General features: G+C 61.9%; 11 protein-coding genes. 5 read left to right on the forward strand and 6 right to left on the reverse strand.

Features of this window, described 5'->3' with window-relative positions; all coding sequences use genetic code 11:
• Positions 1 to 270: 270 nt before the first annotated feature.
• The 3 genes from AACR77_RS22540 (at position 271) to AACR77_RS22550 (ending at position 6,358) form a co-directional block, all read left to right on the forward strand.
• A complete protein-coding gene (locus AACR77_RS22540; RefSeq protein WP_042877829.1) occupies positions 271 to 2,949 on the forward strand; it encodes a glycoside hydrolase family 3 protein in 2,679 nt (892 codons plus the stop codon).
• A 93-nt stretch (positions 2,950 to 3,042) separates the two neighbouring features.
• Entirely contained in the window at positions 3,043 to 5,016 is a 1,974-nt protein-coding gene (locus AACR77_RS22545) for a methyl-accepting chemotaxis protein (RefSeq protein ID WP_042877831.1), read from the forward strand.
• Positions 5,017 to 5,026: 10 nt separating this feature from the next.
• Positions 5,027 to 6,358, forward strand: a complete 1,332-nt coding sequence (locus AACR77_RS22550; RefSeq protein ID WP_042877834.1) for an ABC transporter substrate-binding protein — start codon at positions 5,027 to 5,029, stop codon at positions 6,356 to 6,358.
• 321 nt (positions 6,359 to 6,679) lie between these two features.
• On the opposite strand, the gene AACR77_RS22555 is transcribed toward AACR77_RS22550, so the two are convergent.
• From AACR77_RS22555 to AACR77_RS22580, 6 genes are all read right to left on the reverse strand, one after another.
• Positions 6,680 to 7,702 (reverse strand): LacI family DNA-binding transcriptional regulator, encoded by a 1,023-nt coding sequence (locus tag AACR77_RS22555; protein ID WP_039041338.1) that lies wholly within the window; start codon positions 7,700 to 7,702, stop codon positions 6,680 to 6,682.
• Positions 7,703 to 7,841: 139 nt separating this feature from the next.
• On the reverse strand, positions 7,842 to 8,711 hold the full coding sequence (locus tag AACR77_RS22560; protein ID WP_039041337.1) for a MalM family protein: 870 nt from the start codon (positions 8,709 to 8,711) through the stop codon (positions 7,842 to 7,844).
• Between the two features lie 74 nt (positions 8,712 to 8,785).
• A complete protein-coding gene (locus AACR77_RS22565) occupies positions 8,786 to 10,075 on the reverse strand; it encodes a carbohydrate porin (protein WP_039041336.1) in 1,290 nt (429 codons plus the stop codon).
• A 61-nt stretch (positions 10,076 to 10,136) separates the two neighbouring features.
• Positions 10,137 to 11,486, reverse strand: a complete 1,350-nt coding sequence (locus AACR77_RS22570; protein ID WP_139739425.1) for a putative glycoside hydrolase — start codon at positions 11,484 to 11,486, stop codon at positions 10,137 to 10,139.
• A gap of 810 nt (positions 11,487 to 12,296) precedes the next feature.
• The gene (locus AACR77_RS22575) at positions 12,297 to 15,431 is read right to left on the reverse strand and encodes a multidrug efflux RND transporter permease subunit (protein ID WP_042877838.1); all 3,135 of its coding nucleotides are present in this window, start codon (positions 15,429 to 15,431) and stop codon (positions 12,297 to 12,299) included.
• A gap of 14 nt (positions 15,432 to 15,445) precedes the next feature.
• On the reverse strand, positions 15,446 to 16,603 hold the full coding sequence (locus AACR77_RS22580) for an efflux RND transporter periplasmic adaptor subunit (RefSeq protein WP_042877840.1): 1,158 nt from the start codon (positions 16,601 to 16,603) through the stop codon (positions 15,446 to 15,448).
• A 155-nt stretch (positions 16,604 to 16,758) separates the two neighbouring features.
• On the opposite strand from AACR77_RS22580, the gene AACR77_RS22585 reads away from it, so the two are divergent.
• Together AACR77_RS22585 and AACR77_RS22590 are read left to right on the forward strand one after the other, a co-directional pair.
• Positions 16,759 to 17,487: a response regulator gene (locus tag AACR77_RS22585; protein ID WP_042877841.1), complete on the forward strand. Its 729-nt coding sequence runs from the start codon at positions 16,759 to 16,761 to the stop codon at positions 17,485 to 17,487.
• Positions 17,484 to 18,427, forward strand: a 944-nt coding sequence (locus tag AACR77_RS22590) for an ATP-binding protein (protein ID WP_042877844.1), incomplete at its 3' end; no start/stop codon positions are given. The genes AACR77_RS22585 and AACR77_RS22590, both read left to right, overlap by 4 nt.

An 18,427-nucleotide genomic window follows, 5' to 3' on the forward strand; every position in this document is an offset into this window, starting at 1 on the left:
TGAGTTGCATCACTATTTTCTCTTTCAGCGGGATCTTTGTCATGGCATGACAAAGATACTGCTGGAATGACGAAGAGATTTCTGTTTACCATTTAATATTCTTGCAATCGATTTCAAATTAGACTGTTTTTCAAGACGACTCGCCATGAACGATGAGTCCAGGCGATGAACGAGAACATCCGGAGAGTCATAAGGAAAATGCGTAAAACTACAGGTCTCACCAGGTCTATGACCTGCCTATTCGTGGGGTGCGGCATCTGGAGTGCCGGGATGGCGGATGAGTTGTCGACCATGCCCTATTTTTCCACCTGGCCGCAGATCCACAGCGCCATTGCCAGGGACGAGGGGATGGAGCGCCAGATCCAGGCTCTGCTCTCCCGGATGACCCTGGAGGAGAAGGTGGGCCAGATGATCCAGCCCGACTTTCGTGAAGTGACACCTGAGGAGGTGACGCGCTACAAGATTGGCTCCGTCCTCAACGGAGGGGGGGGCTGGCCCGGCAACAACAAACACGCGTCGGCCCAGGACTGGGCACACCAGGCCGACACCTATTGGCAGGCGGCGGAAGCGGGCTTTGAGGGCAGGGGGTATCGCATCCCCTTCATGTGGGCGACCGATGCGGTGCACGGCCACAACAACGTCTTCGCGGCGACCCTGTTCCCGCACAATATCGGCCTGGGGGCGGCGCGGGATCCGGATCTCATCTACCGTATCGGCCAGGTGACGGCGCGGGAAGTGGCCGCCACCGGGCTGGATTGGACCTTCGCCCCGACGGTGGCGGTGCCGAGGGATGATCGCTGGGGCCGGACCTATGAGGGCTATTCCGAAGATCCCGCCATCGTCTATCACTATGCCGGCGAGATGGTGCGTGGCCTGCAAGGTTCCGCGACGGATCTGCGCGGCCAGCGCCATGTCATCTCGAACGTGAAACACTTCGTGGGGGACGGCGGTACCCTGAACGGGGTCGACCGGGGTCAGAACTTCTATTCGGAAGAGGACCTGCGCAACCTGCACGCGGTGGGCTACTTCTCGGGGCTGGATGCCGGTGCCCAGGTGGTCATGGCTTCGTTCAACAGCTGGCACAACGAGCTCAACCGCGACGTGCTGCCAGAAGACGGGGTTGAGTACAACGGCAAGCTGCACGGCAGCCGCTATCTGCTGACCGACGTGCTCAAGGGCAAGATGGGCTTTGATGGCCTTGTCGTCTCTGATTGGAACGGTCACAGCGAGATCGCCGGTTGCACCATGGGGAGCTGCCTGCCTGCGGTGCTGGCCGGGGTCGACATCTTCATGGTCACGGCGCGCAAGGACTGGATGGAGTTTCGCCAGAGCCTGCTCGATGGCGTGGCGAGCCGGCAGATCCCGATAAGCCGGATCGACGATGCCGTGACGCGTATCCTGCGGGTCAAGATGCGGGCCGGGCTGTGGGAGAAACCCATGCCGTCGGCCCGTGAGCTGGCGGGCAAGCAGGGTGAACTTGGTGCCGTGACGCACAAGGCGCTGGCCCGGGAGGCGGTACGCAAGTCGCTGGTGCTGCTCAAGAACGAGGGCAGGATCCTGCCCCTGAGCCGGCAGAGCCGGGTGCTGGTGGCTGGAAGCGCCGCCAACGATCTGGGCAAGCAGGTGGGGGGCTGGAGCCTGACCTGGCAAGGCAGCGAAAACGGGCGCGGTGATTTCCCCGGTGCCCAGAGCGTGCTGGATGCGGTGACCGCCACCGTCGGTGCGGATCATGTGCAGGTGAGCACGGGATCCGGTGAGTTTGCGGGAGCCAAGCCCGATGTCGCCATCCTGGTCATGGGGGAGGATCCCTATGCCGAGTGGTTCGGCGACATTCCTGACAACAAGACCCTTGCCTATGGGGATCTCAAGAGCAGCTATCACGAGGACCTGTTGACCCTCAAGCGGCTGAAGGCGGCCGGCATCCCCGTGGTGACCGTGCTTTTCTCCGGACGTCCGCTCTACGTCAATGAGGAGCTCAATCTCTCTTCCGCCTTTGTCGCCGCCTGGCTGCCGGGCACCGAGGGGGAGGGAATCACCGATCTGCTGTTCAGGGATGCCAAGGGCAAGGTGGCCCATGACTTCCAGGGACGCCTCTCCTTCTCGTGGCCCTTCAGCAAGTGCGCCACCACCATCAATCGCACGCCCACCCATATCCCGGGCTGGCAGCGTCCAGCCTTCGAGCAGGATCCAGCGGGTGAGTACGCACCGCTCTTCCCCTATGGCTACGGGCTCAGCTACGGCAAGCCTTCCCCTGTGGCGGCCCGGGTCAGCAACCTCAATACCCTGGCCCTGGATAAACGCACCTTCGGCTGCAACGAGAGCGACCCCGCCAAACTGAGCGCCGCTGACAAGGTGCTCGAGCTGTTCGGGCCAAAGGCGGGTGAAGAACACCGTCTGCGCATGGGGGATGCCAGCAACTGGACGGGGACTGAAGTCTCCGGCAACAGCGTGACCGAGATGACCTTCATCAAGGTTCAGCCCATCGACTACCTGCGCCAGCAGGATGCGCGAGCGGTCACCTTCCTCGGGGCGGACAAGCCGGGTGTCGACTCCGGGGCCACGATCCAGTTGCAGACCACCCAGGTCAAGGGGGCGGATCGTCGCACCTACCTGAAGGGCGAGAGCGAGCTGCAGGTGACGCTGCGGGTGCAGCAGGCGCCAGCGGGGGACATGACGCTGGGGCTGCAGTGTGGCTGGCCCTGCGGCAAGTCCATCGAGATTGCTCCGGCCTTGCGCCAGTTGCCCCCGCAGAAGTGGGTGACCCTGAGTCTGCCCCTGCGCTGCCTCGAAGAGGGCATGGACTTCGCGAAGGTCAATACCCCCTTCATCCTGGGCACCAGTGGACAGGCACGCATCGACATGGCGACCGTTCGCTGGGTACCGGCTTCTCTGCTGGGGGCCTCAGGGGAAGTGGTCAGGCTCGATTGCCAGGGCAGGTTGAGTCGATAAGCCGTCAGCCAGATGTACCAGGATGCCTGTCGGGCTCCTGGTGCCTTGATAACCGGCTCCGCCCCGATGCGGAGGGAGAGGTGGGAGAGAAGGATGTCGATCGTACAGCGGATCAGATTGGGCTTTACGCTGCTGCTGGTCCTGTTGCTATTGCTCGGGGCCATCAGTTACCTGAAAACGACCTCCATTCACGGTCGTTTCCAGCAGGTGACCGAAGAGGCGACGCCTCAGGCCCTGACCGCCAGCCGGCTGCGCGCCGCGTTGCTGATGGCCGACAGGGACAGCCTGGCGCATCTCGCCATCTGGGAGACGTCGGCGCTCCCCGAGTCCCGTCAGCGTGTTGCCCAGGACAAGGTCCGCTATGAGCAGCACATCAAGGCATTCGCGGCCCTGACACTCGATACCGAGAGTGAGCGGCAACTCGCCCGGGTCACCGACCAGGCCCCCCGGCTGTTTACCATCTCTGAGCAGTTGATGAGCCTGCACGAAGAGTCGGTCGAGCTGGAGCGGGTGCTCGCACGGATGCGGAGCGAGCTGCTGCACCTGGACGACAACTACCGTTCGGCGGCAGACCTGCTGGTGCGTTACACGGCGGGTCGGCGCTCTTTGCAGAACAAGGCGGAGCTCATCACCAGCGGTATTGCACGGGATCTCAAGCTGATCCTGCGTGCCGACGGCAACACGGATCTGGTGGCGCTACAGGGGGTGCTGGCCAAAGACATCGACATTGCGAACCAGCGTCTGGAGCGGATTGTTGTCCCTGATGACGTCAAGGCCAGGTTCACCCGCCATGTGGCGCGCATTCCCCAGCTGGTATTTGGCGACAAGGGGCTGATTGCCACCCTGGTGCGCCGTCAGCAAATCAGCCAGCAACTCCATGGCTTGCGTGAACAGCAGGAGGCGCAGAGCCACCAACTGGGGGAGGTCCTGGACAGGCTTATCGCCATCAGCAACCAGAGCATGCAGGAGGACAGGCTGAGTGCCGACGTCGCGGTTGACAGCGCCCGCACCTGGATCGTGATGGTGGCCCTGTGTTCCGTGCTCATCGCCCTCATTGTTGCCTGGAGTACGGCCCGCAGCATCCAGGTGCCGCTGGGGCGGATCAATCGGGTTCTCGGTCTGATGGCACAAGGGGACATGACGCTGCGAGTACGCTACCCCGCCAGGAACGAGCTTGGTGAGGTCGCGAATTCCATCGACCAGCTGGCCCACCACACCAAGACGCTCCTGATGGAGGTCCAGAGCGGCTCTGAGTACCTGGTGAGCGAGACGCGCAAGACCGCGGAGATCGGCGAGCAGGTGATGTCGCAGGTGCAGGCGCAGAAGGCCCAGACCGATCAGGTGGCGGCCGCCATCTTCGAGCTGGAGACCAGTGCGACCGAAGTGGCGCGCTCGAGCGATCATGTTCGTCGGGAGGTGGGGGAGGCCAATGACGAGAGCCGGCGCGGACGTCATCTGATGCAGGCCAATCGGGATGGCATCGAGCAACTGGCGACCGACATCGCCGGGGCCATGGCGATCACCCGCAAGCTCGAAGGCTACAGCAGCAACATTGGCAACATTCTCGAGGTGATCCGTGGCATGGCTGAACAGACCAACCTGCTGGCCCTCAATGCGGCCATCGAAGCGGCCCGTGCCGGGGAGGCCGGGCGGGGCTTTGCGGTGGTGGCCGAGGAGGTGCGGGCGCTGGCTACCCGTTCACAAGGGGCGACCCAGGAGATCCAGGTGATGATCGACAACCTGCAGGGATGCGCCCGCGATGTGGCGAGCGTGATGGCCCAGAGCCATGAGCAGACCCAGCAGAGTGTGCAGCAGACCCGGGATGTCGAAAGTGCCCTGGGGGGGATCGCCTCGCGCATGGAGGCCATCAAGGAGATTGCGGATCACATGGCTTATGCCGCAGCGGAGCAGATTTCGGTGAGTCAGGGAGTGGCCCAGCACGTGGCGGCCATCGCAGACGTGGCTCACGAGACCGAGCAGGCGTCCCGGGTATCGGCGAGCAGTGGTGAGGTGTTGTCGGGGCTGGCCAGCCAGCAGCAGAGTCTGGTGGCCCGTTTCAAGGTGTAGGAGAGAGGCGATGTGGAAATCTGTGAGTGCCCTGCTGGTCTGGGGGCTGAGTACGGCGGCGGTATCCCAGGAGCTGGTGCTGGAAACCTGGCGCGTGGATGACGAGGCGCTCTGGAAGGAGCAGTTTCTGCCCCGTTTTCAGGCTATCCATCCCGAGATCACCCTTAAGCTGCATTCGCAGCGCTCGGCGGATTACGATCGGGAGCTTGCCGAGCGGCTGGCGGCGGGGAAGGCGGGGGATCTCATCACTTGCCGTCCTTATGATCAGTCCCTGCGGCTGTTCCAGCAGGGGCATCTGCTGGATCTGACGGACCTGCCCGGGATGGAGAACTTCCCGAGCTTTGCCAAGGCCGCCTGGCAGACCGACTCCGGGGCCCAGACCTTCTGCCTGCCCATTGCCTCCGTGATCCAGGGTTTCTACTTCAATGTCGATATCTTCAACGCCCTTGGGCTGACACCGCCGCGAACCCGTGCTGACTTCTTCGCCGTGCTGGAGAAGGTGAAGCAGGATGGCCGCTATCTGCCGCTGGCACTGGCGGCTCACGACAGCTGGGTGGTCTCCGAGCTTGGTTATCAGAATATCGGTCCCAATTACTGGCATGGGGAAGATGGCCGCCTGGCCCTGATCAACGGTCAGGCGCGAGTGACCGATGCCCCTTATGTGGCGGCGTTTCGTGAGCTGGCGAGCTGGCGGCCCTACATAGGGGCCCATCCGGCCGATGCCACCGAAGCACAGGCGGTGGATGCCTTTGCCGCGGGCAAGGCCGCCATGATAGTGGCGGGCTCCTGGTCGCTTGCCCAGTTCACCGGCAAGGTCAATTTTGGTGCCTTCCCGCCCCCCGTCGCGCGGGAGGGGGACTCCTGCTATTTCACCGATCACACCGACATGGGGATCGGCATCAATGCCGCCAGCCCGAACAAGGAGGCCGCCCTGAAACTGGTGGAGTGGATGGCAAGCGCCGACTTTGCCGAGCGTTTCTCCAATTCGGTGCCCGGCTTTTTCTCCCTCTCCAATCACTTCTTCGAGCTCAAGGATCCGGTGGCGAGCACCATGATGGGCTGGCGGGATACCTGCGATTCCACCTTGCGTCTGGGGGCGCAGTTCCTCACCCGGGGTGAGCCATCGCTTACCACAGAGCTTGCGGAGGTATCGCAATCCGTGGTGCTTGGCACCATGACGCCGGAAGCGGCCGCCGCGCGCATCCAGCAGGGGTTGGCAAGCTGGTATCCCCCCCAGAAGGCGGCCACGAGAAGAGCCAGTCTGTGTGAAGCGGACGAGCCTCTCCCCACGCTGGCAACCAGCGCGCCCACCGGGACGGAATCCCCCTTCGCAGCGCCTTGACGGTGGCCACGCTCCCGCAGGGATCTGCACACTCCCCAAGGCGCCTTCAGGTGCCTTGTTTCATTCAGGTCGACCGGGTCCATCGGGTTGTGATTGCCAGGCTTTGGCTGGTGTCATGGGGCCAGGCCGGATTGAGGGTCGGCAGAAGAGGGACGCCAGGTTGTGTGTGGTCTCTGTGCTATGTCAGAGAGTCAAGGTGGAAGTCGCGGCAGGGGCAAGGCATTCGCTGGGCAGGCGGCAAATAAAAGAAAAACGGCCCGAAGGCCGCTTTGCGCTGATGCTGTGATCTGATGCTGCGCAGGGAACAGCCCCGGTCTGTGTTCACCCCTTGTACGGCAGTGTGGTATCACGCACCACAATGCTCAATTCGGGCAGTTCGTCCGAGTTCAGCTCCGTGTTCTCGATCAAACCCAACAGAGTCTTGACCATCTTGACTCCCATCTCGTAGATGGGCTGGCGCACCGTGGTCAATGGCGGGTTGGAAAAGGTGGAGAAGGGCAGGTCGTCAAAACCGATGAGAGAAACATCCTCAGGCACCCGCAAGCCGCACTGCTTGAGACCCAGAATGGCCCCGTAACAGGTCTGATCGTTGGCGCAGAAGATGGCGGAGAATTTCCGGCCGCTCTCCACCAGCTTCTTGACGGCATTGAGCCCGCCGACTTCGGCGAAATCCCCCTGGATGACCAGGGAGGGGTCATATTCGATACCTGCGCTCACCAGGGCCTGGCGATAGCCATGATGACGCTCGATGGCATCGTTATGATCCGGCAAACCGACGATATGGGCGATGTCACGATGACCCAGATCCAATAAATAGCGAGTCGCCATGTAGCCACCCAGCCGGTTATTGATGCTGAAGGAGTGTACCCGCTCGGTCATGATATTGTGACCTGTGGCCACAATCGGTATTTGCTGGGAAAACTCGAGCAGTGTTTGCTGATTGACGTGGCCGGTCAAAATAATAAGGCCATCAACCCGCCGGGCCACCAGCAGACGCAACCGCTCAACTTCTTCTTCCGCATTCCAGTGACCGCTGACAATCAGCGGCACATACTCCATGCCCTGAAGAGTGTGTTCAACACCCCGCAACATTTCGTTGGAAAATGGACTCTCCACATGTTGGGTCAAAACACCCAGGGTCATGGACTGACCCGTTTTCAAATATTGCGCCATCAGGTTGGGACGAAAATTCAATTCCTGAATGGCATCTTCCACCGCCTGACGTTTATCTGCGGCCACTTTGGCGGAGCCGTTCAATATCCGGGATACAGTGCTTGCCGAGACACCGGCTCGGCGGGCGATATCATAGACAGTGGCTTTTTTCTCCTGAGCTGACTTCGACATCCCCCCTCCGTACTCGACTGTGAAAACCCCTGGTCATGGCCAGTGTTATATGAATATCTTCTTAATAAATCAGCAAGTTAGGATACCCGTTTCCCCAGGTGGTGACAAGCGATGATGCGCCTTGCCAGGGGAGGGAACGCTACTGCTGGGCGGCAAAAAAGACCTCTTTTGCCTTGGTAAAACCGGCTTGCTCGGCGGCTTTGACCCAGGCGAGCGCCTGCTCATAGTTTTTGCTCTGAACGGCAGTGCGAATATGCTGATAATAATCCAGTTCGCCCAACGATTTATCTGGTGAGACCATCACGGGCGATATGGTTTTTGCGATCTGCGTCGCATTTGCAGCGGGCTCTGCGTCCAGCGTCAAATATAGGCGCCCGGTAGCAGAGTGAGGCACTTCCACATTGATGAGGCGGGCGACATCCGTGGTGCGATCATATTGCATGGCGCGCTGGAGATCGTCCGGGTTGAGCCGGGTACTGCCCTGCATGTCCTTCGCCGTGGAATAAATCACCATATAGGCGGCCCGAGCGCTGCCGATGGGGGCTGGAATGGTGAATTCCCCCTGAATGTTCTGCCCTGAAATTAACGAACGACCGTCATAACTGAATGTGGAACCGGGAATGGTTTGAACGGCGTTGTATTGCTCGTCCAGCAACAGGATGCTGGGCAGGAAGACGGTATAGTCGACCGGAATGGTTATTTTGACGCGAGTCGCCTGGCTGACTTCGGGCAGCGAGAAGGCCATTACATAGCTTTTGCCTGAATCAAATGCATAGACCTGGCTGTCGGTGCTCACATCGACCCAGCGGCTCTCCTGCCCGAGGGACTGGAAGCGAAGTTCCTTGAACGACTCGACCGCCACCTTGTTCGACAATTGTTCCCGACCTTGTTCAACCTGTTGCTGCAGGGCGGAGACTGCCGATCCTGGCGAATGCTCCGGGCCCATGCCGGCGCATCCGGCCATCAGCAGACTGACCAGGAAAGGCAGACACTGCTTCGTTCCCTTCATCGTGTTTCCTCGTATGCAATGCGGGTCCCCCAAGGGACCCGAGATTATAGTGCAGATAAGTATCGCGACCTAACCTACCACCACATGTCCGCCTGTACACCGACCAGGAAATCTTCCCGGTCTTCCTGCCAGGGGGTCTCGTTGTTGTGATCGACATAGGTCGTCAGAATGCGGATCTCCGGTGAGGGCCCCATGCCGGTATTGACGGTGAAGGTCGGCACTATGCTGACCTTGTGAGAGGTGCCACCCCGTTCGACGTTGTCGATGATCAGGTTGTTTTTCACATATCCGACTTCCGTCTGGATGGAGAAGAACTCATTGATCGGGAATACCGGGCGCAGAGATGCGGCATACCAGGAGTCATGGCCACCCAGCTCGTAGTCGTTGTACTGGTAGGAGAGGGTCGGCAGCAGATGAATATTGGCGCCATACCAGCCACCCCAGAGGAAGAGGCGGTAGGATTGATCGCCTTCCATCACCTTGGACTGGTAGGGTTTATAGCCATCAGCCTTGTCCTGCAGTGTCTTCTGATACAGGGAGCCCTTGCGATACATGGCGGTATTGGTCAGGTTGGCACCCAGCAAGTCCCCTGAACCCAGCCCACGTCCTGCCTGGGCGATGAACTTGGAGAAGCCCCCCGGCATGAAGAAGAAGTCGTCGCGGGAATAGATGACGGTTCCTTCTGCCCCCTTGGTCGCATATTGCTTGTTGTCGCCGGTGAACTCGTTGCTGGGCATCTGCTTGAGTGCGATCTCCATGTCCCAGGCACCGTAGAGGGCGCTGGTGTGGAGGGTGTGCATGGTGGCTTCAGTGCCATTGGCGCGGTCGGAGTGGCTGGTGTCGTTGCTGTTGATATAGGCAAAGTCCCACTTGCCACCCGCCATCTCCATGGCTTTGATGCCGACGCCGGTTCCCGAGTAGTCCGTATAGAAATAGTCGGTGGTCCAGATGTAGTTCTCGCGGTCGTAATAGCGCAGGCCGCCCCACATGGTCCCGGTCGGAGTGATGCCACCCAGCTCCACATAGGTTTCTGACACACCGCTTTCGCGAGGCGCGGCTCGGGTTTGCAGGCCGTCGGCATCGGACTCCACCTTGAAGTGGATGTTGACCGACTTGTTGCTGCCCAGATCCCACAACTTGTTCAGGCCCGCTTCCCAGCTGTTGTCCAGCTCGGAGCCCAGGCGCCCCATGGTCTTGTCCATCTCATATTCGTACCCCGCCTTGGCGAAGTTGTCCTTGGCGTCAAACATCGAGCCGGCACGAATATAACCGTGGAAGCCAAAACTCTCGGCGGCATTCGATACTGCGGGCACTGCCAGCCCGCAACATGCCCCGACAAACAAGGCGAGTGACTTCAATTTCATCTTATTGCTCCAATCCGTAGAAAATTATTTTCAATCGATTTCTCGAAGATTCAATGCCTTGTCACTTGATCTGCTGGCAGGGCTGATTGCTGTCAAAGTCTGCCGGGATGGCTGTTTTCAGGGCCACGTTGGTGAAGGCGAAGCGCAGACCGGCCATGGAGTCCCAGGCCCCGCTCAGGTAGAGCGCCTTTTGCACCGAGCCTGTGTTGGCCGCCGGAATGAGAGAGGCGACCGGCAGGATGCAGCGGTACCAGGTGTCGTCATCGGGCACGATGTTGCTGTCCATGGTGAAGAAGGTGCCAAAGTCCGGGCCTGCGGTACCGTCCATGCGGATCTGGATGTTGGGGGAGTCACCGTAGCTGGAGACTTTCAGGTCGAGCAGCATGGCGCCGTCCTGATAGGCGGAGAGATCCCCATTGGCGCTGTCGGTCCCGAGGAAGGCGGCGCCATTGCCTGGCAGGTCCATGGTGATGACCTGGTTTTCATCGGTCAGGGTGCCGCCGAAGCTGGCTGCCGGGTAATCGGCGCTGCGGTCCAAGGCCTGGCTCTTGTCACCGGAGTAGTAGAGTGCGGCATCGGTGGCCACCAGCGCGGGGGCATTGTTGACACCGGAGCCTGTGTCCGGATTGGTACCTGGATCGGTGCCAGGATCGGTTCCCGGGTCGGTGCCTGGGTCTGTGCCCGGGTCGGTAGCGCCGCCAGGCGCTTCACAGGTGACCGGGTCGACAACGGGCTTGGCCGAGGTGGTGAGCAGGTACTTGATGTTGGTGATTTCGTAGTTGAAGGCTTCTTTGGTGGCCAGGTGGAACGGTGTGCCCACAGTGGCGAGGTTGATGGCCGTGGCACCGGGGAAGGGCTTCATGCAGTTGATGGGCAGCGTGAGCGTTTCCCAGTCGCCCGAACCGGTCAGGGCGCTGGCAATGGGCAGGCTGCTGCGGTTGGGATACTCGTTGTCGATGGAGGCATTGAGCACTTCCGGCACCTTGCTCTTGGTCCGCAGCTGGAACTCGATGAAACCGGAGGCGTATTTGCTCAGGTTCAGAGGGGTGGCGGATTTGAGCATGAAGGTGCCATCTCCGTCACCGGCTACCTGCACATCGGCGGTGTCATCGGTACCGGCATTGTTGATGAGCACGGCGCTGATGCTGGTCATGGCGACGGGAGAAGCGGTGACCGGTTGCAAGCTCCAGTTGTCCTTCTCTGACTGGATGCTGGGGGTTGTACCCCCATTGGCACCGACCCCGAACAGGATCAGGGTGCTGTCGCCAGGGGGCGTGGTGCCACCGTTGTCGCCACCGTTATTACCACCGGTGTTGCCACTATTCGAGTCGATATTATCGGCCCCACCACACCCGCCAAGCAGGGCAGCGGCGATCAACGACGCCAAAAGTCCTTTTTTTGATGCATTCATACTGACCACTCCAATCAATGGGAAAAATATCCACCGCGATGAACCGTCAAGACTCAAACAGACGCTATGCAATCGATGCCAAGACAAATCATGCTGGCTTCATTTTCTTGAAATCGATTTCCAATGCAATGCTTATCCCCTGTGATGATCAAAGTTTGTGTTTCAAATCACAGAAAACGTGTCCTGACGACCAGCTGATGGGATGTGCAAGAAAGAGTTATCTTTAAATGAAAAGAGTTTATGGTGTTGTTTTTAATGGTTTATTTTATTTTTCTCTTGAGACTGACGATCAGAGGGAAAGTATCGGAGTAGATCTGCAATGTATCTGAGGTGATTGCGATGTGTCGATTTCTGAGTAACACTTAAATTGACTTCGATTTCATGGTGTATTGCATGAGAACCAGGGTGTCATCAACCTTGCGGGGGCCTCTCCAGCGGTTCAGACACCAGGAGTGTCCAGCCTTGACTGGTGATGGCAGACAGCATGCAGTCGATGAGGCCAATGGCGTCGGTCTTCAGAGCGATGCTGATGCCGGGTTCCTGCTGGGTCGGCACCGACCCGGGATGGTGCAAGCCCCCTGTGCCAGATAGCAGATCGCCATCTTGGAGAAGACCAAGGATGCACCGGCGACGGAGGGCTGGACACAAACCCAGGAGAGGCAACCCGCGATAGGGTCGCCCCGCAGCATCGGTCATGAACCAGAGGCCCGGCACCATGGCGCGCTCATCCTCTTCGAAGGAACGCAAAATGGTGCCAGGCATGCATAGCATGATCATCGCCTCCCCAGGGCCAGCAAACCCGCGCAGCGGTCAGCATGATCGGTGCTGTGCTCGCTGTGCTCGCTGTGCCCGCCAGGCCTGAATGCGCGCCTGGGTGCCGATGACGAAGACAAAAAAGACCGGCACGAAGAAGATGGCCAGCAGGGTGCCGCTGATCATGCCGCCGAACACGCCGGTGCCGATGGCATGCTGGGTCTCCGCGCTGGCACCACTGGCGAGCATCAGCGGCACCACGCCGAGGGTGAAGGCGAGCGACGTCATCAGGATGGGGCGCAGGCGCAGGCGGGCGGCGGTCACCGCAGCGTCAAGCAGCGAGCGCCCTTCGCCGTGCAACTGGCGGGCAAACTCCACGATGAGGATGGCGTTCTTGGCCGACAGACCGATGATGGTGATCATGCCCACCTTGAAGAAGACGTCGTTGGGCATGCCGCGCAGCATCACCGCCGCCACGGCGCCGAGCAGGCCCAGGGGGACCACCAGCATCACGGAGAGCGGAATGGACCAGCTCTCGTAGAGCGCGGCCAGCACCAGGAAGACCACCAGCGCCGACAGCAGCATCAGCAGGGGGGCCTCGGCCGCCGACTGGCGCTCCTGCAGCGACTGTCCCGTCCAGGCCAGGGCGAAGCCTGGCGGCAATTGCGCCACCAGGCGATCCATTTCCGCCATCGCGGCGCCACTGGACACCCCGGGGGCGGCACTCCCGGAGAGACGCACGGCGGGGAAGCCCTCGAAGCGCATCATCTGTTGCGGCGACTGGCGCCAGGTCGGCGTCACCACCTCCCGCAGGGGCACCATGCCACCGCTGGCATTGCGCACCCGCAGGCCGAGTACGTCATCGAGCTGCATGCGCGCCGACGCGTCGGCCTGCAGGATGACCTGCTGCATGTGCCCGCCGTTGGGGAAATCGTTGATGTAGAGCGATCCCATCGCCGCCGACAGGGTGCTGCTCACGCTGGTGAACGAGAGTCCCATGGCCTCGGCCTTCTGCCGGTTGATCTCGAGGTGAATGCTCTCGCCGGGGGGCAGGCTGTCGGGATAGACATCGCTCACCACTTCGCTTTGGGCCGCCAGTGCCAGCAGTTGCGCCTGGGCGGCCAGCAGTGCGGCTTCCCCCTGGTTGGCCCTGTCTTGCAGGAAGAGCGTGAAACCCGAAGAGGTGCCCAGTTCGTCGATGGCGGGTGGCAGCAGGCTCATCACTGTGCCTTCCTTGCTGTTGGCCATGGCGGCCTGTGCCAGCTCTGCCTCTTCGGCGGCCGTGGCACCATGACGCTGGTCCCAGTCTTTGAGCATGGTGAAGGCCATGGCCGCATTGGGGCCGGCGCCGGAGAAGCTGAAGCCCTGCACCACCAGGTTGGTGTCGAGCGCCTCGCGAGAGGCCACATGGGCCTCGAACTCCTTGATGACGGCCAGGGTGCGCTCGCTGGTGGCGCCGGTCGGCAACTGGATGGAGGTCATGAAGTAGCCCTGATCCTCGTCCGGCAGGAAAGAGGAGGGCAGCTGGGTGGCCGCAATGGCCAGCACGGCGCAGAGGGCGGCGAAGGTAGCCATCACGCGTCCGCTGCGCCCGACCAGCCGGGTGACCCGAACGCCGTAGCCTGTGGTGAGCCGCTCGACGCCCCGGTTGAAGGCGCCGAAGAAACCGCGCTTCTCATGGTGACTCGGGCTGACCGGACGCAGCAGGGTGGCGCAGAGCGCCGGCGTCAGGGTCAGGGCGAGGAAGGCGGAAATCAGGATCGACACCGCCATCGACAGGGTGAACTGCTGGTAGATGACCCCCACGGAGCCGCTGCCGAACGCCATGGGGATGAACACCGCCGTGAGCACCAGAGTGATGCCGATCACCGCCCCGGTGATCTCCTTCATGGCCCGCGATGTCGCCTCCCTGGGCGATAGCCCCTGGGTGGCCATCAGGCGCTCGACGTTCTCCACCACCACGATGGCGTCGTCGACGATGATGCCGATGGCCAGCACCATGCCGAACATGGTCAGGGAGTTGATGGAAAAGCCGGCCAGCAGCATCACCGCGAAGGTGCCGAGCAGGGCGATGGGGGCGACGATGGCCGGGATCAGGGTGTAGCGCAGGTTCTGCAGGAAGAGAAACATCACCAGGAACACCAGCACCATGGCTTCCAGCAGGGTGTGGATCACCTTGTCGATGGAGACCTTGACGAAGGGGGCCGAGTCAAACGGGATCGAATAGGCCATTCCCGCCGGTAGGGTTGGCGAGAGCTGTGCAAGGCGAGTGCGTACCGCATCGGCGGTGCGCACGGCGTTGGCGCCGGGGGAGAGCTGGATGGCGGCGCTGGTGGCAGCCACCCCGTTCTCGCGGTTGGAAAAGGCGTAGGATTGCGCCCCCAGCTCGACCCGGGCCACGTCACCCAGCACCAGCTTGGCGCCATCACTTCCGGCCCGCAGCACGATGGCGGCGAACGCCTCGGGAGTGGTCAGTTGCCCCTCTACCGTGAGGGGAACCGTCAGTCGTTGGCCAGGCTGGGCGGGTTCGTCGCCGAGGCGCCCCGGTGCAATCTGCACGTTCTGCTGCTCAATGGCCTGCGCCACCTCGCTGATGGTCAACCCGTAGGCGGCGAGCTTGCCCGGATCCACCCAGATGCGCATGGCCTGCTCGGCGCCGAACAGTTGCACCCGTCCCACGCCTTCGATGCGGCGCAGCTCCTGCACGATATTGCGCGCCATGTAGTCGTTCAGCGCGACCTCATCGAAGCGGCCATCCGGTGAAGTCATGCCGACCATCATCAGAAAGCCGGACGAGGCGGACTCCACCTGCAGGCCAGTTTGCCGCACCGCCTGTGGCAAGCGAGGCTCGACCGCCTTGATGCGGTTTTGCACATCCATCTGGGCCAGCTCCGGATCGGTGCCCGGCTTGAAGGTGGCGGTGATCTGCGTGCTGCCGGAGGCATCTACCGACGACTCGAAGTAGAGCAGGTTCTTCACCCCAGACAGCTCGCGCTCGATCAGGCTCACCACCGCATCGTTCAGGGTCTGCGGCGTGGCGCCCGGATAGGTGGCATAGAGGGTCACCGACACCGGCGCCACCGAGGGATAGCGGGAGATGGGCAGCTTGGGGATGGCGATGACCCCCGCCAGCACGATGAAGAGGGCGATCACCCAGGCAAACACCGGGCGATGAATGAAAAACTGCGGCATGAAATGTCTCCGATTCAACGGTTACCGGCGTCAGCCTGCTGGCTGACTGCGGGGGATTGCCAGGGATGGGCAATGACTTGCGTCCCCGGGGTCAGGCGGTCGATCCCCTCGATCACCACCCGCTGTCCGGCGTTGAGCCCGGACGTGATGCGGTACTGGCTATTCACCAGTTCAGCGGTGTTGACCGGAACCAGTTGTGCCTGCCCCTGGCCATCCACCACCCACACGCTGGTCTGGCCCGATGTGCGCACCACCGCCTGCTGAGGCACGCTCAGGGCGTTGGCATAGCGGGCACGGGGAATACGCGCCTGTACGTAGAGGCCGGGCAAGAGCCGCCGCTCCGGGTTGTCCACCAGTACCCGCAGCAGTACGTCACCGGTACCGGCATCCACCTCGATGCCGGAGAAGAGGATGTGCCCCTGCATGCCGAGCGGCTTGCCGTCGCTGCCGAGGATGTCCACCGTCAGTTCCGGTGCCGTCGAGCCAGCCTGCTGGCGCAGGGTGTCCAGCACAGAGGCTGGTTGACGCACATCGACGTAGACCTGATCGATCTGCTGGATCCTGGCCATGGGGGTGGCATCGGTGGGGGACACCAGGGCCCCTTCACTCACCAGCGCCTGATCGATGCGCCCGGCGATGGGGGCTTCCACGCTGGCAAATTGCAGGTTCAGCTGGTGCCGGGCCAGGGTCGCCCTGGCCTGAGCCACGTCGGCGGCCGCCTGATCACGCTGGGAGACGGCATCGTCATAGGTCTGGCGGCTGATGGCCTCGGTGCGCAGCAGCGGCACCAGACGGTCAATCTGGATACGGGCGCGGGCCAGCACGGCCTCCGCGCGCTGCAATGCGGCGGCGGCGCTGTCGACATCCGCCTTGAAGGGGGCCGGATTTATCTGGAAGAGCAGGGTGCCTGCGTTGATCTCGGCACCCTGCTCGAACAGGCGGCGCTGCACGATGCCGCTGATCTGGGCCCGAATTTCGGCGCTGCGCACCGCGGCTACCCGGGCGGGCAGATCCTCGCTGATGACCAGGTCCTGACCTGCCAGCGTCATCACCGACACCTGAGGAAGGGCCGGCGCATCTTGCGCTTGCGTCGCCCCATCGCAACCTGCCAATCCGAATACGGCAATGACGGCGAGCAGGGTGCCCGCATACCGCTGTTTGACAAACATCATACTCACCTCGTTAAACCGTCTCCCCGGCATGGTGTTGCCGCGAGAGCACATCGAGCGGGCATTATGGCGAGGGGCTATTGCGAATGATTCGAGGCTTTGTGGAGAATCCATGGAGGCGGTGATAAAGTTCAAGCCCCCCATTTTCGAGTCCGACCATGTCGTATCTTCCTGCTTCCGCCAACCCGGCGGCCCAGTCACTGGTACTGATTGCAGAGGATGAAGCCGAGATAGCCGACATCCTCGCCGCTTACCTGCAACGCCACGGATTGCGCACCCTGCATGCCGCCGATGGCCGCGAAGCCCTGGCCATGTACCAGACATGCAAACCCGATCTCCTGTTGCTGGATGTGCAGATGCCGCAGCTCGATGGCTGGCAGGTGCTCAGCGAGATCCGGGCGCGCGGCGATACGCCGGTGATCATGCTGACCGCCCTCGATCAGGATCTCGACAAGCTGATGGGGCTGCGCATGGGGGCGGATGACTATGTGGTCAAACCCTTCAACCCGGCCGAAGTGGTGGCCCGGGTACAGGCGGTGCTCAGACGCAGCCAGGCTGCGAAGCAGAGCACGGCCCGGGTGCTGCGGGTCGGCCCCTTCCAGATCGATCTGGAGAGCCACGAGGCCAGCATTTGCCGCGATGAGGGGCAGCAGGTGCTGGATCTGACCCTGACCGAGTTCAAGTTGCTCGCCTCTCTGATGCGGGCACCCAAGCGGGTGTTCAGCCGCGCCGAACTGCTGACCCACTGCCTGCCGGAGGGGGATACCCAGGAGCGCACGGTGGACAGCCACATCAGCAAGCTGCGCAAGAAGCTGGAGGCACAGGGCATCCAGGGGGTGCCCGCCAGTGTCTGGGGCGTCGGCTATCGCTTCGGGGGCGATGCGTGACATCTGCACCTGGCCTGCGCAGGCAGATCATCCGCTCTCTGGGGCTGATGGCGCTCGGCATCATCTGCCTCGCGGTGATCGGCACCTATGTGTTCTACGCCATTGCCGTGACCTATGTGCCTGGCAGCATCTCCGAGAGCTGGATGCCCTCCAGGGTCGAGATGATCTGGATCGGCTCGACCATTCTCATTGCATTGGGGATGGCGCTGTACGTGGCGGTGCGCCTCTCTCGGCGCATCCTGACCCCGCTCAATTCGGTGGCGAACAGCCTGCGAGAGGTGGCACAGGGTAGGCTCGACGCCCGTGTGCCGCTGGATGAACAGGCGATCGGGGAGACGGCGCAACTGGTGCGGGACTTCAACACCATGGCCGAACGGCTGCAGAGCATGACCCGTGAGCGGGAGTTCTGGAATGCCGCCATCGCCCACGAATTGCGCACCCCGGTGACCATCTTGCGTGGCCGCTTGCAGGGGCTGGCCGAAGGGGTATTTCCGCCAGAGCGTGCGCTCTTTGAAGGCTTGCTGCGTCAGGTGGAGGGATTGACCCACCTGATCGAAGACTTGCGGGTACTCAGTCTCAACGACAGCGGCCACCTGGAGCTGCAACGAGAGGCGATCAGGCTGGCCGACGAGCTTGCCGTGGTGCTTGAGGCGTTTGCCACCCCTCTGGCCGCGAGCGGTTTCACCCTCAAACGGGAGCTCGATGCCGAGCTTTGTGTCTGTTGCGATGCTCTTCGCATCCGTCAGGCCCTGATGGCGCTGCTGGAAAATGCCCAGAAGCACGCGGTGCCGGGCATGCTGACCGTGCGCCTGCATCGTTCGGGCACCCAGTGCATCCTGAGTGTGGAAGATGAGGGGCCTGGCATCAGCGAGGAGGTCGCCGCCCATATCTTCGAGGCGTTTCGCCGTGGGGATCCGTCACGTTCGCGCAAGAGTGGCGG

The sequence above is a fragment of the Aeromonas sp. ZOR0002 genome (genome assembly GCF_963866995.1).
In the GTDB taxonomy this organism is placed as follows: domain Bacteria; phylum Pseudomonadota; class Gammaproteobacteria; order Enterobacterales; family Aeromonadaceae; genus Aeromonas; species Aeromonas caviae.

Bases quoted from the DNA above. Each gene is read 5' to 3' on its own strand.
- AACR77_RS22560 (WP_039041337.1), bottom strand. From the start codon at position 8,711: ATGAAGGGAACGAAGCAGTGTCTGCCTTTCCTGGTCAGTCTGCTGATG.
- AACR77_RS22540 (WP_042877829.1), top strand. From the start codon at position 271: ATGGCGGATGAGTTGTCGACCATGCCCTATTTTTCCACCTGGCCGCAG.
- AACR77_RS22555 (WP_039041338.1), bottom strand. From the start codon at position 7,702: ATGTCGAAGTCAGCTCAGGAGAAAAAAGCCACTGTCTATGATATCGCC.
- AACR77_RS22550 (WP_042877834.1), top strand. From the start codon at position 5,027: ATGTGGAAATCTGTGAGTGCCCTGCTGGTCTGGGGGCTGAGTACGGCG.
- AACR77_RS22575 (WP_042877838.1), bottom strand. From the start codon at position 15,431: ATGCCGCAGTTTTTCATTCATCGCCCGGTGTTTGCCTGGGTGATCGCC.
- AACR77_RS22565 (WP_039041336.1), bottom strand. From the start codon at position 10,075: ATGAAATTGAAGTCACTCGCCTTGTTTGTCGGGGCATGTTGCGGGCTG.
- AACR77_RS22570 (WP_139739425.1), bottom strand. From the start codon at position 11,486: ATGAATGCATCAAAAAAAGGACTTTTGGCGTCGTTGATCGCCGCTGCC.
- AACR77_RS22585 (WP_042877841.1), top strand. From the start codon at position 16,759: ATGTCGTATCTTCCTGCTTCCGCCAACCCGGCGGCCCAGTCACTGGTA.
- AACR77_RS22545 (WP_042877831.1), top strand. From the start codon at position 3,043: ATGTCGATCGTACAGCGGATCAGATTGGGCTTTACGCTGCTGCTGGTC.
- AACR77_RS22580 (WP_042877840.1), bottom strand. From the start codon at position 16,603: ATGATGTTTGTCAAACAGCGGTATGCGGGCACCCTGCTCGCCGTCATT.